Origin of the sequence: Nannocystis bainbridge (genome assembly GCF_028368995.1) — a bacterium.
Lineage (GTDB): Bacteria > Myxococcota_A > Polyangia > Nannocystales > Nannocystaceae > Nannocystis > Nannocystis bainbridge.
This window is the reverse complement of the sequence record NZ_JAQNDL010000003.1, coordinates 2,740,870-2,756,319: the sequence shown is the minus strand read 5'-3', so window position 1 is coordinate 2,756,319 and position 15,450 is coordinate 2,740,870. Positions and strand designations below refer to the sequence as shown.

The window sequence follows — 15,450 nt, the reverse complement described above, 5'->3', positions numbered from 1 at the left end:
CAGGCACGAGCGCTTGTGGAGCGCTGCGCGTAGGGAAGCAGCCGCGGATGCCCGAAATACGAGTGGGCAATGCTCGGGCGAGGTCGCCATGACCGAGGTGCGGAGCTCGAGGTGCGAACGGACAATGCTCGGGCGAGGTCGCAATGACAGGGAGCAGAGCTCGAGGCGTGAGCACGCAATGCCGCGAGGCCAGGTCGCCATGACGGATGAGCAGCGCTCGAGGCGCGAGCAGGCGATGGCAGCCGAGCGGATCGACGCGCGTGCACGTGCGATGTGAGACAGGACGGGGGCGGTTGGAACGGCGCGAAGCGCGAGCGGACGACGAGGAGGGCGCGAAGCGCGAGCGGGCGTGGAGCGAGAGACACGGCGGAGCTCGAAGCGCGCGCAGAGCGAGCGCGAAGCGCAAACGGAAGCGGCGAGGCGGAGCACGAAGCTGCGAGCGTGGCGACCTTCGCTCGCGCTCCTCGTCGCGAGCTCGCGCGACCGCGAACCATCGACTCTCCTCGCGCGCCTTTGCACGCTCGCGCAGGCGCAGCAGAGCGCCCGCGATGCTGGATGCAAGCGGCGCCAGGGTCGAGGTAAAACGGGCAGATGCACGTCGCCGCGGCCCCCGAGCTGTTCGACCACACCCTCTGGGTCAGCGCGACCGACGAATGCCGCGAGGAGCTGGCGCGACAGGTGGCGGCGGAGCTCGGGCCGGAATTCACGTATGTGGGGCTGCGCCGCTACGGCCAGGCGAGCGCGCCGGTGGCAGTATTCGCGCACGCGAGCGTCGGCGAGCTGAGCCTCGTGCCGGGCGGAGGCTTCGACATGGGGCTGTCGCCGGAGGAGGAGGCGACGATCCGCGCGGCTCGCGAGGCAGCCGCTGCGGCGGATCATGACTTCGATCAGGAGTTCGATCTGCTGCTCAGCGAGATCGGGCAGATGCGGCCGCTGCACCGCGTGGTGGTGCCACCATTCTTGATCGCGCAGCGAGTGCTCAGCATCGGCCAGGCGCTGCGCTGGCTGCCCAACCTGCGCGATCCGCTGTACGGGCACGTGTCGAGGGCGGCGGCGCACCTGAACCCGGAGCAGATCACGGCGGTGCTGGTCGGGACGGGGCTGCGGCTGCCCGCGGAGGCGGAGCTCGAGTACGCGGCCCGCGGGGGGCTGCACCGCCGGCTGCTGCCGTGGGGCGATGCGCTGCCCGACGATTCGGCGATCGAGGCGATGCTGGCCGACGAGGACGGCGCGACGCACAACGCGTTCGGCGTGCACGGCTACGGGCTCTTCCCGGAGCTGTGCGCGGATCACTGGCAAGACCATTACCGCGGGGCGCCCGACGACGGGGCGCCGTGGCTGCGCTCGGGGATGCACGTGGTGCGCGGCGGAGCCGCCGATTGTTATCCGTGGCAAGGCTGCGGCGAGTGGAACCTGATGCTGTGCGCGATGCGAATGAACGAACACGCGGCAGAGTTCGGGGCGTCGGTGCGGCTGGTCTTCGGGCTCGGCGAGCACGAGGGGGTCGAATTAGAGATGGCCGAAGAGACAGGTGAGGCGAAGCGCCCGATCCGGCAGGCGGGGAAGAAGACGGGCGCGAAGGCGGCGAAGAGCAAGGCGGGGGCGAAGAAGGCGAGTGGGACGCGAGCGAAGCAGGCCGCGAAGAACGCGAGTGGGACGCGAGCGAAGAAGGTGAGCAAGACGGTAGCGAAGAAGGCCGCGAAGAAGAGGGCGAGTCAGACGGGAGCGAAGAAGGCCGCGAAGAAAGCTGTGACGAAGAGAGCGAGTGAGACCGGGGCGAAGAAGGTGAGCAAGACGGGGGCGAAGAAGGCCGCGAAGAAGAGGGCGAGTCAGACGGGGGGGAAGAAGGCCGCGACGAAGAAGGCGAGTGAGACGGGAGCGAAGAAGGCCGGGGCGAAGAAGGTGCGCAAGGCAGGTGTGAAGAAGGCCCCGCTGAAGAAGGCGAGCAAGACGGGAGCGAGGAAGGCGGGCGCGAAGAAGGGCAGCAGAGCGCTGTGAAGGCCGCGGCGTGACGAAGGATGAGCGAGCTGGCGAGGACGAAGGCCCGGCGAGGTGGGTCAGCAGGGCGCTGTGAAGGCCGCGGCGCGACGAAGAATGAGGGAGACGGTGAGCGCCGAAGGCCGGGGCGAGGGAGGCCAGCAGGGCGCTGTGAAGGCCGCGGCGCGACGAAGGACGAGCGAGAAGGTTAGCGCCGAAGGCCCGGCGAGGGAGGCCGGCAGGGTGAAGGCCGCGGGCGCGACTGGGATGAGCGACCCGGCGGCGATGAAAGCGCGACGACGAGGAGGCGCAACGGGCTGCGGCGGACGAGGACGGAGATCGTCCTGCAGTGCGCGACGACGGCACTCGAAATCGTGGCAGAGGTACGACAATTGGCGAGACGTCGGAGGACGGCCCGAGCGGGTGTGAAGATCGTGACGCAGGCTCAGCAGCAGCGCCCGGTGACGAGGATTGCGAGCACGGCGCGGAGCAGCGGCGAACCAACGATGAAGGCGCGCAGTCAGCGGTGAAGACGGGCCGCGAGGACGGTGATCAAGAAGACGTAAAGACGACAGGCGCAAGATGACGAACGAGACTTCGGCGAACTCGTCCCGCGCAAAGACAGCAGTGAGGAAAAAGGCGATCGACGAGCCGTCGAGACGGCAGGCGCGAAGACGGTGCGAACCGATCGCCTCAGCGGCGAAGACGCCAGGAGGACGGGCGCGGAGAAAGGACGAACGAGACAGCGGCAAAAGGCTCGCACTCGCAGCAGCCCCACCGATCGCGCAGGCGTACGATTGCCAGGCGGCGGGCCCGACGCAGACGGCTCGGTACAATGTTCATGACCGGTGCGGACGCGGAATGGCCAGACGCGAACGAGACGGCCCGCGCCACCCGGCGCGCACGCTGGAGTCTGCTGGCGAATTGCAGGCCGGCCATGGCGTGAGTTCGGCCGAATGACCCAAGAACAATGTTAGCTGGCCGTCGCGAGGGTGCGGTCATTCTCGGCCGCCGCCGGCCCTGGCGTCGTACGAGTCACGCGGGCGGGCGGAGGCGCTCGCGCGGCGCCTGGGCTTGTACCAGTGAATGAGCGCTGCGCGAGGTCGAGTCACGTCCTACAGCGCTTCAGTCTGCTGGCTCGTGGACCCACGCTCCCCGACCCGCGCCGTCCATGTCGTACAGTCGGGGCCGCCCTGGCAAGGCTATTGCGATCGTCGAATTTTTGGACAATAAATCTCCTGAAGTGGGCCATGCTCTACCCGTCTCAACCGACGAATGAACGGCAGCGTCTGCAAGCGTTGCAGAGCTGCGGCATATTGGACACCGAACCGGAGCCAGCGTTCGACGATATCGCGCAGCTGGCAGCCCATTTGTGCAATGTCCCCATTGCCATCGTGGCTCTGACCGACACCTATCGTCAATGGTTCAAGGCCAAGGTCGGGATGGCGATCACCGAGGGCCCGCGCGAGCTGTCGTTCTGCGCCCACACGATCCTCGAGCCCGACCAGCCGACGGTGGTCCCGGACGCCCTCAACGACCCGCGGTTCTTCGACAACCCGTGGACGTTGGCCGAGCCGCCGGTCCGCTTCTATGTCGGCGTGCCGCTGACGATGGACGACGGTCTGGTGTTCGGCACGCTCTGCATCGTCGACCACGTGCCGCGGGAGATCACGCCGGCGCAGCTCGGTTCGCTGCGGCTGCTCGCCAGGCAGGTCACCAACGAGCTCAAGCTGCGGCGGCAGATCCGCCAGATCCAGAGCACGACGACTGTCCCGCCGGCGATCGACCCGGCGCTGCTGGCGGCCCGCTCGACGGTGTTCTCCGACGTCTTCACCGACGTGCCGCTGCCGGTCGACACCGTGGCCGGGCGCTATCGCATGGGCAACATCCTCGGCGTCGGCGGCATGGGCGTGGTCGTCTCGGCGACCGACATGCAGACCGAGCGCAGCGTGGCGATCAAGTTCCTGCTGCCGAACGCCCGCTTCGATCAGGGGATGATCGAGCGGTTCGCCCAGGAGGCGCGGGCGCTGATGCGGGTGCGCAGCAGGCACGTGTCGGAGATCCTCGACGTCGGCAACCTCGGCAATGGGGCCCCGTACATCGTCATGGAGCGGCTGGTCGGCGAGGACCTCGACGCGTACCTCGACTCGCGCCGGGTCCTGCCGGTCCACGAGGCGATCGACTACGCCCTGCAGGCCTGCGCCGGGGTGCAGCAGATCCACGCCGCGGGCCTCCTCCATCAGGACCTCAAGCCCTCGAACCTGTTCCTGACGCGCAACGACGACGACGTCGGGGTGGTCAAGGTGCTGGATTTCGGGGTCGCGCGGGCGCTGCCCGGGAGCGAGCCTGCCGACAGCGCGCAGATCGCCTCCGAGGGCCTGACGGGCTCGCCGCAGTACATGTCCCCCGAGCAGATCCTGCGCACCACGGAGCCCGATGTCCGCAGCGACATCTGGGCGCTCGGCGTCGTGCTCTACGAGATGTTGGCCGGGCTGCGCCCGTTCGAGGGCGAGAGCGTCGAGTCGATCTGCGAGAACGTGATCCTGTCGCGACCCAAGCGCCTGAGTGTGGTCAATCCGCAGGTGCCCTCGGAGCTCGAGCAGGTCGTCGCTCGATGCCTCAAGAAGGACCGCGACAAGCGCTTCACCTCCACGCAAGACCTGGCGCACGCCCTCACGCCATTCGCCGCGGCGCCGCGGCTCGGGCGATACGCCCCGTCGGCCCGCACGCAGATCGATCGCCACCCGCAGGGGCGCTGAACGAACCAGCGCGCGCGGCCCGGGGCCGCGCGCGCCGCTTTGCCCCGGGGCTCTCGTCGTCAGAACGGGTTGGTGGCCTGCGGGTCGGTCTCGGGCGCGTGCTTGACCTTGCCCTTGCGGCCGACCTTGATGTTGATCATCTCGACCGCCACCGAGTAGGCCATGGCGAAGTAGATGTAGCCCTTGGGCACGTGGATCTCGAACGCCTCGGCGGTCAGCAGCAGGCCGATCGTCAGCAGGAAGCTGAGGGCGAGCACCTTGATGGTCGGGTGGCGATCGACGAACACCGCGATCGACTTGCTGGCCAGCAGCATGACGCCGAGGGCGAGCACGTTGGCCGCGACCATGATCCACAGCTCCTGGGCCATGCCGACCGCGGTGATGACGGAGTCGATCGAGAACACCAGGTCGAGCAGGAGGATCTGGAAGATCACGCCGCCGACGGAGGCGGCGCCCGTGGCCGCGACGTGACCCTCGGCGTCGCCCTCGATCTTGTCGTGGAGCTCCTTGGTCGACTTGTAGATCAGGAACAGGCCGCCGAGCAGGAGCACGACCTCCTTGCCGGTGAACGCGTGGCCCAGCAGCTCGAACAGCGGGTGGTCGAGCTGCATGATCCAGCTGAGCGTCGCCAACAGGCCCAGGCGGGTGACGAACGCGCCCATGAGGCCGATCCGTCGCGCGCGGTCGCGGTTGGCCTCGGGCAGCTTGCCGACGAGGATCGAGATGAAGATGATGTTGTCGAGCCCGAGCACGATCTCGAGGGCCGAGAGCGTGAGCAGGCTGATCCAGACCTCGGGAGTCCCGAGCACGGCGGGGTCGAACACGGCCGAAGCTTAACCCGATTCAAGAATTCGCGGGACGAGCTCAGCCGGTGGCGCGGTACGGGTGGTCCGGAGCGCTCGCCAGCAGCGCGCGCTCGCAGCCCTCGAGGTCGCCGATCAGGGCCAGGAGGAGCTGCTGCACCGCCTCGACGTCGGCGACCGCGAACGGCTCGAGCGCGGGCGCGCGGACGCATCGTCGCACCGCGCCGCCCAGCTCCGCGCGCCGTTCGCCGAACCTTCGGGCGGTGTAGCCGTAGGCCTCGAGCTGGCGCTGCTCGTGCTCCGAGAGGTCGTCGTAGGCGTGCAGCCACCCGTTCGCGGCCGTCCAGGCGTCGGCCAGCGCGAGCCGGAAGCGAAAGTCACGGACGCACCCGAAGGCCACGTCCGGGTCGACGATGAGCACCGTGGCGACCTGCCGCGCGCTGCCCACGAGGCGCACGCGGCCGGCGTGGCTGCGCGCGAGCAGTCGCGTGAGCGAGTCGCCGAGGTGGGCCGGGGCCTCGCAGGGCGCTGCGGCCCGCGGCAGGTGGGCGCGCAGACGACGGAATCGCAGCTGCCCTCGCGCCCACAGGGCCGACCGCACGGCGCCGTAGAGGAACATGAAGGCGAGGAGGACGAGCGACACGGAGGGCCTCACCATAGCGCAGGTTCGACGGGCAGCGCATGCATGCGCTCACCGCGCTTCGAACCACGCCACACCGCCGCGCGGAGCCGCCCGGCGGCGTGGAGGTCACTGTGCGCCGGGGGGCCAGGAGATCGGCGCTGCGTTGGCTGCGAGCCTGAATTGCGAGACCCGCTGGACGACGCGCGGGGGCGCATCGTGCCAGCGGGTCCGCGGGCGTCGGCTGTCAGTTCTCGACGAAGGCCTTGAGGCGCTTGCTGCGGGACGGGTGGCGCAGCTTGCGGAGGGCCTTGGCCTCGATCTGGCGGATGCGTTCGCGGGTGACGGAGAAGTCCTGACCGACCTCCTCGAGGGTGTGGTCGGAGGACTCGCCGATGCCGAAGCGCATGCGGAGGACCTTCTCTTCGCGCGGGGTGAGCGTGGCCAGGACCCGACGTGTCTGATCGGCCAGGTTCATGTTGATGACCGCGTCGGTCGGCGAGATCATGTTCTTGTCCTCGATGAAGTCGCCCAGGTGCGAGTCCTCTTCCTCGCCGATGGGGGTCTCGAGGGAGATGGGCTCCTTGGCGATCTTGAGGACCTTGCGGACCTTGTCGAGCGGCAGCTCCATCTTCTCGGCGATCTCCTCGGGGGTGGGCTCGCGGCCCAGCTCCTGCACGAGCGAGCGGCTGGTGCGGATCAGCTTGTTGATCGTCTCGATCATGTGGACCGGGATGCGGATCGTCCGCGCCTGGTCCGCGATCGCGCGGGTGATGGCCTGACGGATCCACCACGTCGCGTAGGTGCTGAACTTGTAGCCGCGCTTGTACTCGAACTTGTCGACGGCCTTCATCAGGCCGATGTTGCCCTCCTGGATCAGGTCCAGGAACTGCAGGCCGCGGTTGGTGTACTTCTTGGCGATCGAGACCACGAGGCGGAGGTTGGCCTCGACCAGCTCGGCCTTGGCCTTCTCGGCCTGGCGACGGGCGGCCATCAGCTGCTCGTGGAGCTCGCGCAGCTGGGGCGCGCGCATGTTGGTCTCTTGCTCGACCGCGCGGATGCGCTTGATCGCCAGCTTCATGCGGGCCTCGATCTCGTGCAGCTCCGAGGGGTGGAGGCCGAGCCGGCGGCACAGCTTGAACTCTTCTTCTTCGGACAGGCGGACGTCTTTGAAGAGCTTGCGCAGCTCCTTGAGGTCCATGCCGGCCCGGCGCTCACACTGGATGAGGTCCTTCTCGGCCCGGGCGACGCGCTCGACCAGGAGGGTGAGCTCGTTGACGATGCCGTCGATGGGACGGCGGCCGAGCTTCATGTCCTGGATGGCCTCGAGGATCTGGCGCTTGTGCTCCTCGCCGGTCTTGGTGTGGGCCTCGCGCGACTTGTCGTCGAGCGGCGGGGTCGGCGGCTCGTTGACGGCGGCGACGACGGCCTTCTTGGTGTCGACGGCGAGGATGAGCTTGATGCGGTCGAGCTCTTTTTGGTGCCGGCGGATGCGGTCGACCTGCTTGCCGAGGTTCTCCATGGCCGCCTCTTGATTGAGGGCGGTCGGGTCGTTGCTCATCGGCAGCGCGCCCGGGCCGGCTTCGGCCGGGTTGGAGATGTTGAGCACGTCCTTGGCCCGGATCTGGCCGCGCTTGATGCGGTCGAACATCTCGAGGATGTAGGGGACCGAGACCGGCGACGCGAGCGCGATCTCGAGGACCCGCATCTCGCCCTGCTCGATGCGCTTGGCGATCTCGACCTCGCCCTCGCGCGTGAGCAGCGAGACGCTGCCCATCTTGCGCAGGTACATGCGGACCGGGTCGTTGGTGCGCGAGGGCTCGTCGTCCGGGTCCTCGTCGCGCTTCGGCATGACCTTGCGCGTCGCCAGCTTGGGCTTGGCGGCCTCCTTGGCGGCGGCCTCACCGGCGATCACCTGGACGCCCTCGTCCTGCAGCGTCCGCTCCCACTCGCTCAGCTCCTCGGGGTCGATCAGGTCGGGCGGGAGGAGTTCGTGGAGCTCGTCGTAAGTGACGTGGCCCTTCTTCTTGCCGAAGGCGATGAGCTGCTTCTTGAGCTTCTCACGGTCCACGGTGCGCGTCTTGCTGGGGGTCATAGGGTTGCTCTGGCCTCGGAGTGACTGCGTATGCGACAAAGGCGAGATGAAGCTCCGGGTCCCGCAGGACCGCGGACGATCAGGCCCGCAGGCCCGATGAAGGTTGCGGCGGGGGAATCAAAGCGTGCTCGTCGAGGTTGGCGAGCAGGCGGCTGTGCTCGATCTTCTTCAACGACAGCTCGCGGGCGCGGTCGAGCTCGCCCCGCTCCTTCGCCTCGCGCAGCTGGACGTCGAGCCGCCGCGACTCGGCCTTGAGCTGCTCGCGTCGGCAATCGAGGAGGCACTCCTTCAACAGCGACACCGGGTCGTCCTGCGTGTCGCGGAAGGTGCCGACGAACACCGCGTCGTGGACCTGCCGCCGCGTCTCCGGCGGGATGAGCTCGAGCAGCTCGCCCTCGGTCGGGTTCTCGCCGACGAGGGCCTGCCGCACCACCACCTCGGCGATGGGCGCGAGTCTGCGATCTGTCACGTAGTGCTGCACACCCGCCTGCTCGGCTTTGTCAGCCAGGTGTGGGTTGTCCACCAGCAGGGCGAGCAGCGCAACTTGATGGCGCGGAAGCTCGGGCAAGGGCCGTGCTGGCGCGGACGACGTGGCAGCAGTGCGAGACGGCGGGCTGGGCGCGGCACGGTTTCCTTGCGGACCTTGTGGCCCATGAGGACCCTGGCGCGACGATATGCGCCCCACCGGCAGCCTGAGCAACTTTGCGGCGCGCTCGGCATAGCGCTCGCGGGCGGCGTCGCTCTTGACCTTGCCGAGCAGCGGCTGCAGCGCGGCGATGGCGCGCTCCTGGGCGTCGATCGAGTCGAGCGCGCCATGGGCCACCATTTGCTTGACGAGCCACTCGATCGCCGAACCTGGCTCTTCGAGCAGGGCCGTCAGCCGCTTGGGGTCGGTGCTGTCAGGGTCGGTGCCGGCGTCGAGCGCGACCACGCGGACGTCGAGGCCCTCGTCCAACAAGATCGGGATGGCGGCGCGGATCGCCTTGCGGCCGGCGTTGTCGCCGTCGAGGCACAGCACCACGGTCTCGGTGAAGCGCTTGAGGAGCCCGCACTGCTGGGGCGTCAGCGCGGTGCCCAGCGGGGCGACGGTCTCGACGTAACCGCGCTGATGCATGCTGACGACGTCGACGTTGCCCTCGACGAGGATCGCCCGCCGGGCCCGGCTCATCGCCTGGCCGGCGACGTGGAGCCCGAACAGGGTCTTGCTCTTGGTGTAGAGCATCGACTCGGGGCTGTTCATGTACTTGGGCGCCTCGCGGCCGTCGGCGTCCTTGGCGTACTCGGGCAAGATCCGGCCGGAGAAGGCGATCGGCTTGCGGTTCGACTGCAGCACCGGGAACATCAAGCGCCCGCGGAACCGGTCGTACAGCGAGCCCTTGTCGCTGCGCACCACCAGGCCGAGCTTCTCGGCCAGCCCGAGGTCGCAGCCCTTGGATTGCAAGTGGCGCACCAGGCGGTCCCAGCTGCCCGACTCGGCCGGCGCGGGCGCGTAGCCCAGCATGAAGGTCTCGGCCAGCTCGGGGCTGATGGCCCGCTGTTGCTGGTACAAGCGCCCGAGCTTGCCCTCGGGCCGGCTCTCGAGGATCTCGCGGTAGAGCTCGGCGCTGACCTGGGTGATCTCGCGGGCCTTCTCGAGCTCGAGCTGCTGCTCGCTCGATTTCCGGTCGACCAGGCCCTCGGGCAAGGTGACGCCGAACAGCCCGGCGAGGTGGCGCGCGGCCTCGAGGAAGCCGAGCCCGTCCATCTTCATCACGAACTCGAGGCCGTCGCCCCACACGCCGCAGCCGAAGCACTTGAAGCTGCGCCGCTCGGGGTTGACGAAGAAGCTCGGCGTGCGCTCCTGGTGGAAGGGACAGCACGCGGTGAAGTTCTTGCCCGCCCGCTTGAGCCCGACGTAGCGCCCGATCAAATCGACAATGTCGATCCGATCCCGCAGCTCCTGCAGTTTCTCATCGGGGATCATCACAGAGGTTCTGGCCGGCGCGCGCCGTGGTTTCCGCTTCCGCTGATTCTGCTGTGAAGGCCGCCCGGGCCCGTGCACTTCGGGCGCAGCCGCGGCGGACCGCACGCTGCGCCCTTCCGGCCGCTTCGAGCGGCACAGATTAGGACAACTCCTCCGGCCAGGCCCTGCGCGCGCTCGTAAGGATCTTCACGCAGGGCCGGGCGGGCCGGCGAAGACGTGAACATCTGCTCCCATGCAGGGGCCCGCCGCGCGACGGATCGGCCTTGAAGGACCACGCACGAGGATTTAGCCGAAAACTTGCCGGCCGCCGCGAAGGCTGCCATGCCACCGTCATGCCCGAGTCACTCGCTCCCCCCCTGACCCCGGCTGGTCCAGAAATTGCTGAGGCTCGCGAGCTCGACGGCCGGGAGCGCCGCCGCAGCGGCAACCGCTCCCGCGCCCGCGACCGCATCATGGACCGCGCCTCCCGCGACTACCCGGAGAGCGACGCCCTCGCCGGCGTGCGGGGCGTCGAGAACCTGGTGCTGTTCATCGACGACGACCTCCGCGAGACAGGGATGGCGCTCGGACACGTGGAGGCCTATCTGGTCGAGATCTTGCGGATGCTCGAGGGCCCCCGCATCAAGCGTGAGGATGTCCACGCGCTCGCCAGCGACACCCGCGTGCTCGACCACGTGGACATGCTGGTCGAGAACCTCGAGACGCTGCGCCGCCGCCTGACGAAGCTGGCGACCAGCCTGCGCTGAGACCGGTGAGGTAAGCTCCCGCGCCGTGACGTCCCCCGAGGCCAGCCGGCGCGCCCGCACCGCGGTGCTCGCGACCTGCGGCCTGTACGCCGCATATGGCGTGATGGGCCTCGTCCCTGGGCTGGCGATGGTCCGCGGGGCCGCGCTGGTGGCCGCGTTCTACTTCCTGCCCGGCTGGCTGCTGCGCGACGCACCCGAGGTCCAGGCCCGCTACCAGGTCGGTCCGGACGGTCCGATCCCGCCGTGGAGCTGGCGCGCGGTCCGCTGGGCCGTCGGCGCGTGCCTGCTGGTGTTCCCGCCGTTCATGCTCGGGTTCTGGTGGTTCTACGACGAGGTCTGCGCCGGCGACCTGCGGGTGCTTTCACCGGCGCTGTGGGTCGAGCAAGCGACGCCGTGGGCCGGGGGGCTCGAGCACTATCTGGAGCGGCTGTGCCGCAGCCACAGTGGCAGCTTTTGGCCGGAGTCGCTGCGCCTGCCGGCGACCTGGACCAGCTACGGCGGCCTCGGCTTCGTGCTGCAAGTGGTCGAGGGGCTGTTCGCGGTGGCCCTGGCCGAAGAGGTGTTCCACCGCGGCTACCTCATGAGCGCGCTCGAGGAGCGGTTCCCGCCGCGCCGCAAGATCCTCGGGGCCCAGATCGGCGTGGCCGCGGTCCTCTCGAGCCTCCTGTTCGCGGTCGGACACCTGGTCGGCATGGCCCAGGCGGCGCGGCTTGCGACCTTCTTCCCGGCGCTGGTGTTCGCCTGGCTGTGGCGCCGCAGCGGCAACCTCTGGGCCCCCGCCCTGTTCCACATGAGCGCCAACTTGTTGATGGAGCTGCTGCTGGCGAGTACCTTCCGCGCGTGACGACCAGGCCCGAGCCGAGCACCGTGGCCGCGTTCTTCGACGTCGATCACACCCTGCTCGCCGTGAACTCGGCGGTGCTGTGGGTGCGGCACCAGCGACGCTCCGGCAAGATGTCGGCGGCCAGGGCGCTGCGCTCGCTGGCGTGGGTGGTCCGCTACCGCCTCTCGCTGCTCGACCTCGAGGCGATGACGGCCAAGGCGGTCCGCGACTACGCAGGGGTGCCCGTGGCCGAGGTGGAGGCGGAGACGCGGGCGTGGTTCGAGGCGGAGATCGTGCGCTGGATCTGCCCCGAAGGACAGGCCCGCGTGGCCCGCCACCGCCGCGACGGGCACGTGGTGGCGCTGCTGTCGTCAGGCACGCGCTTCTCGGTCGAGCCGCTGGCGGAGCGCCTGGGCGTCGAGCACGTGCTGTGCACCCGGCTCGAGGAGCAGGGCGGGCGCCTCACCGGCAAGCACGTGGCGCCGGCGTGCGCGGGGCCGGGCAAGGTGGTGCTGGCGGAGAAGTTCGCGGCGGAGCACGACATCGACCTGTCCCGAAGTTACTTTTATACGGACAGCTATTCGGACCTGCCGATGCTCGAGCGCGTGGGCCGACCGCAAGTGGTGAGCCCGGACCCACGCCTGCTCCGGCGCGCCCGCGCCCTCGGCTGGCCGATCGAGCGCTGGCACGCGGCGTGAGTGGCGAGCGGGACATGCCGAGCGCGCGCCGGCATGGGCCGGGGACGACGCGGCCGCGCGGACGCAGCGGCGGTGGCGAGCGGCAGGGCCGTGTGGCACCCTCCGGGCCATGCGTGACCCCTGGAGCGAGCTCGGATCCGTGGCGGCGATCATCGACACGGCGCTGGCCGAGGACCTGGCCAGCGGCGACGTCACCGGCCGCGCGACGGTGAGCCCCGAGGTGGGCGCGGTCGCGCACATGGTGGCGAAGGCGAACCTGGTGGTGGCCGGTCTGCAGGTCGCCGAGGCGGTGTTCCGCCGGGTCGAGCCAGGAGTGGGGTTCACCGCCTACGTGCGCGAGGGCGCGCGCGTGACGGTCGGGACCGAGATCGCGCGCATCGAGGGGCCGGCCCAGGCGCTGCTGGCGGCCGAACGCACGGCGCTCAACCTGCTGCAGCGCATGTCCGGGGTGGCGACGCTGACCCGCGCCTACGCCGACGCGGCCGGCGGTCGATGCAGGATCACCGACACCCGCAAGACGATGCCCGGCCTGCGCGCGCTCGACCGCTACGCGGTCCGCTGCGGCGGCGGCCACAACCACCGCAACGACCTCGGGGCGGCGGTGCTGATCAAGGAGAACCACGTGCGCGCGGCCGGCGGGATCACGCCGGCGATCACGCGCGCGCGCCAGGTGGCGCCGCACACGATGAAGATCGAGTGCGAGGTGACGAGCCACGCGGAGCTGCGCGAGGCGCTGGCCGCGGGGGCCGACATCATCATGCTCGACAACATGGACGACGCCGCGGTCCGCGAGGCGGTGGCGATCACGGCCGGCAAGGCGATCCTCGAGGTGTCGGGCGGGGTCGGGCTCGAGCGCATCGCCGCGGTGGCGCAGCTGGGGATCGACGTGATCAGCGTGGGCCGCCTGACGCACAGCGTGCCGGCGGCGGACATCTCGCTGCTGTTCGAGCGCGCCGACGGGACGTGGGCGTGAGCCGGTGAATGGGGCATGTCTGAAGGGACATGTGCAGTGAAGAGCGACCGCGTGCGCGGATGCTCGCGCGGAGCGCTGGGGATGTCCGAAGGGACAGATTCTTCGAGCGATCGAGGGTGTTCGTGCTGACGATGCGCCTGTCCAGGGGCTCGCAACGGCGGATGCCCTGCGGGGGGCGGGCGTGAGCGACTCCTTCGAAAATATGGCCTTTGCGACGCGCTGGCTCGGGCGCCCGCGCGAGCACTGGGCCGAGCTCGGGTCGACCAACGATCGCGCGCTGGCGTGGGCGCGGGCCGGGGCGCCGCACGGGGCGCTGGTGACCGCGGACGCACAGACGGCGGGGCGCGGGCGGCTGGGGCGGGCGTGGGCGTCGGAGTCGGGCGAGGACCTGTATGTCAGCGCGATCTTGCGGCCGGACGCGGGCAAGCCGATCGGGGCGCTCGGGCTGGCGGTGGGCGCAGGGCTGCGCGAGGGCCTGTCGCGTTGGCTGCCAGCGGCGCAGCTGAAGTGGCCCAACGACGTGCTGGTCGAAGGCCGCAAGCTGGCGGGGATCCTCTGCGAGGCGCGGTGGGTCGGGTCGTCGCCCGAGGTGGTGGTCGGCTTCGGCGTCAACGTGGGTCGGTCGCTGTTCCCCGAGCCGCTGGCAGCGACGGCGACGAGCCTGCGCCGCGAGCTGGGCGAAGCAACGCCGAGCCGCGAGGCGGTGCTGGGGCGGATCTTGCCGGCGCTGGAGGCCGCGCTGGAGCAGTTCTTCTCCGGCGGGTTCGCGGCGATCCGCGGCCGCTACGAGCCCCACTGCGCGCTGCGAGATCGGGATGTCTTTGTGGACATGTCGAATGGGGCAGGCCCGAAGGTGCAGGCAAAGGCGCTGGGGCTGGCCGACGACGGGGCGCTGATGGTCGCGCTGGCAGACGGCGGGCCGCCGCGCAGGGTCGAGTCCGGCGACGTGTGGCTGGCGCCGTGAGACGAGCGTCGCCTCGCGGGCTCGAAGATCGAAAGAGATCGTGGCGAAGCGACCGCGGCCTCAGAGGCGCGATTGCTGGCAGGGGGACGGAGCACGCGACGTTCGAGGCGCCGCGGACCGGGGTGGCGCAGGCTTCGTCACAGCGCATTGAGACGCCGCGGATCGCGGCGATGTCCTGAGTCACGCGTGGCGCCGCGGACCGGGGCGGCGCAGGCTTCGTCGCAGCGCATAGCGACGCTGCGGTTCGCGGCGATGTACTGAGTCACGCGTGGCGCCGCGGACCGGGCTGGCGCAGCATTCATCGCAGTGCATCACGACGCCGCGGCTCGCGGCCATGAGCTGCGTCAGCGCGTGGCGCCGCGGACCAGGGCGGCGCAGGCTTCGTCGCACAGGGGGCGCCAGGCGCCGCGCTCCGGGTGGGGTTGGTTCATCGCGTAGCTGAGCAGGCCGTGGCTGGTGATCCAGGCGACCTGGGACAGGCGGGCCGGGTTGGCGTCGGGGTGGAGCAGACCGGCCTTGCGGTCGCGCTGCAGCTTGGCCTCGAGCGTCTGGCTGACGACCGCGGTGAGGGGCAAGATCTCGGCCAGGACCAGGCGCTGGGTCGCGCCCAGCGTCGGCGCCCAGGTGTAGAGGATCCGGAACGAGTCGGGGTCGGCGAGGTAGTGCTCGACGCGGCCGCGCAGCAGCGCCGCGAGGCCGTCGATGCCGCGCTCGGCGGCGATCACGGCGGCGCTGACGGCCTCGACCTCGCGCCGCAGGGCCTCGATCGCCAGGGCCGCGACGACCTCCTCCTTGGCCTCGAAATAATAGTAGAGCGCGGCCTTGCTGGCGTCGGCGGCCCGGGCCACCTGCTCCATCGTGAACGCCTCGGGGCCGCTCGCCAGCAGCACCTCGCGGGCGGCGCGGAGGATCTGCTGGCGGCGGTTGTCCTGGCGCCGCGACTTGCGAGCCAGGCGCCGCGCCTCGGGGCTCGGCTCGGGTTCGGCGGCGGTGCGTGGCTGTCCCATGGGACCTGTCGCAGAGAACATGC

The 15,450-nt window shown here is 70.0% G+C and carries 12 protein-coding genes; 7 read left to right on the top strand and 5 right to left on the bottom strand.

Features of this window, described 5'->3' with window-relative positions:
• Positions 1 to 591: 591 nt before the first annotated feature.
• Positions 592 to 1,998, top strand: coding sequence for a formylglycine-generating enzyme family protein (locus POL25_RS36165; protein ID WP_272090912.1), 1,407 nt, complete (start codon positions 592 to 594; stop codon positions 1,996 to 1,998).
• Between the two features lie 1,229 nt (positions 1,999 to 3,227).
• Positions 3,228 to 4,736, top strand: a complete 1,509-nt coding sequence (locus tag POL25_RS36160; RefSeq protein WP_272090911.1) for a protein kinase domain-containing protein — start codon at positions 3,228 to 3,230, stop codon at positions 4,734 to 4,736.
• Between the two features lie 59 nt (positions 4,737 to 4,795).
• Here the strand turns inward: POL25_RS36160 and POL25_RS36155 are convergent, their stop codons facing one another.
• The 4 genes from POL25_RS36155 to dnaG all read right to left on the bottom strand — a co-directional run bounded on the left by POL25_RS36155 (position 4,796) and on the right by dnaG (position 10,216).
• Positions 4,796 to 5,560: a TerC family protein gene (locus POL25_RS36155; RefSeq protein ID WP_272090910.1), complete on the bottom strand. Its 765-nt coding sequence runs from the start codon at positions 5,558 to 5,560 to the stop codon at positions 4,796 to 4,798.
• A gap of 40 nt (positions 5,561 to 5,600) precedes the next feature.
• Positions 5,601 to 6,182 carry a hypothetical protein gene (locus tag POL25_RS36150; protein WP_272090909.1) on the bottom strand — a complete coding sequence of 194 codons (582 nt, stop codon included), beginning with the start codon at positions 6,180 to 6,182 and terminating at the stop codon, positions 5,601 to 5,603.
• Between the two features lie 223 nt (positions 6,183 to 6,405).
• Positions 6,406 to 8,253, bottom strand: coding sequence for an RNA polymerase sigma factor RpoD (gene rpoD / locus POL25_RS36145; protein WP_272090908.1), 1,848 nt, complete (start codon positions 8,251 to 8,253; stop codon positions 6,406 to 6,408).
• 79 nt (positions 8,254 to 8,332) lie between these two features.
• Positions 8,333 to 10,216, bottom strand: coding sequence for a DNA primase (gene dnaG / locus POL25_RS36140; RefSeq protein ID WP_272090907.1), 1,884 nt, complete (start codon positions 10,214 to 10,216; stop codon positions 8,333 to 8,335).
• A gap of 452 nt (positions 10,217 to 10,668) precedes the next feature.
• Between dnaG and POL25_RS36135 the strand changes: the two genes are divergently transcribed.
• From POL25_RS36135 to POL25_RS36115, 5 genes are all read left to right on the top strand, one after another.
• Positions 10,669 to 10,962: a hypothetical protein gene (locus tag POL25_RS36135; protein ID WP_272090906.1), complete on the top strand. Its 294-nt coding sequence runs from the start codon at positions 10,669 to 10,671 to the stop codon at positions 10,960 to 10,962.
• 25 nt (positions 10,963 to 10,987) lie between these two features.
• Positions 10,988 to 11,806 (top strand): myxosortase MrtZ, encoded by an 819-nt coding sequence (mrtZ, locus tag POL25_RS36130; protein WP_272090905.1) that lies wholly within the window; start codon positions 10,988 to 10,990, stop codon positions 11,804 to 11,806.
• On the top strand, positions 11,803 to 12,483 hold the full coding sequence (locus POL25_RS36125; RefSeq protein ID WP_272090904.1) for an HAD family hydrolase: 681 nt from the start codon (positions 11,803 to 11,805) through the stop codon (positions 12,481 to 12,483). Before mrtZ ends, POL25_RS36125 begins: the two co-directional genes overlap by 4 nt.
• A 109-nt stretch (positions 12,484 to 12,592) precedes the next feature.
• Positions 12,593 to 13,456 (top strand): carboxylating nicotinate-nucleotide diphosphorylase, encoded by an 864-nt coding sequence (gene nadC, locus POL25_RS36120; RefSeq protein ID WP_272090903.1) that lies wholly within the window; start codon positions 12,593 to 12,595, stop codon positions 13,454 to 13,456.
• 202 nt (positions 13,457 to 13,658) lie between these two features.
• Positions 13,659 to 14,420 (top strand): biotin--[acetyl-CoA-carboxylase] ligase, encoded by a 762-nt coding sequence (locus POL25_RS36115; RefSeq protein ID WP_272090902.1) that lies wholly within the window; start codon positions 13,659 to 13,661, stop codon positions 14,418 to 14,420.
• Between the two features lie 344 nt (positions 14,421 to 14,764).
• On the opposite strand, the gene POL25_RS36110 is transcribed toward POL25_RS36115, so the two are convergent.
• Positions 14,765 to 15,427, bottom strand: a complete 663-nt coding sequence (locus POL25_RS36110; RefSeq protein WP_272090901.1) for a TetR/AcrR family transcriptional regulator — start codon at positions 15,425 to 15,427, stop codon at positions 14,765 to 14,767.
• Positions 15,428 to 15,450: the final 23 nt, after the last annotated feature.

Bases quoted from the DNA above. Each gene is read 5' to 3' on its own strand.
- POL25_RS36135 (WP_272090906.1), top strand. From the start codon at position 10,669: ATGGACCGCGCCTCCCGCGACTACCCGGAGAGCGACGCCCTCGCCGGC.
- rpoD (WP_272090908.1), bottom strand. From the start codon at position 8,253: ATGACCCCCAGCAAGACGCGCACCGTGGACCGTGAGAAGCTCAAGAAG.
- dnaG (WP_272090907.1), bottom strand. From the start codon at position 10,216: ATGATCCCCGATGAGAAACTGCAGGAGCTGCGGGATCGGATCGACATT.
- POL25_RS36115 (WP_272090902.1), top strand. From the start codon at position 13,659: ATGGCCTTTGCGACGCGCTGGCTCGGGCGCCCGCGCGAGCACTGGGCC.
- POL25_RS36160 (WP_272090911.1), top strand. From the start codon at position 3,228: ATGCTCTACCCGTCTCAACCGACGAATGAACGGCAGCGTCTGCAAGCG.
- nadC (WP_272090903.1), top strand. From the start codon at position 12,593: ATGCGTGACCCCTGGAGCGAGCTCGGATCCGTGGCGGCGATCATCGAC.
- POL25_RS36110 (WP_272090901.1), bottom strand. From the start codon at position 15,427: ATGGGACAGCCACGCACCGCCGCCGAACCCGAGCCGAGCCCCGAGGCG.
- POL25_RS36165 (WP_272090912.1), top strand. From the start codon at position 592: ATGCACGTCGCCGCGGCCCCCGAGCTGTTCGACCACACCCTCTGGGTC.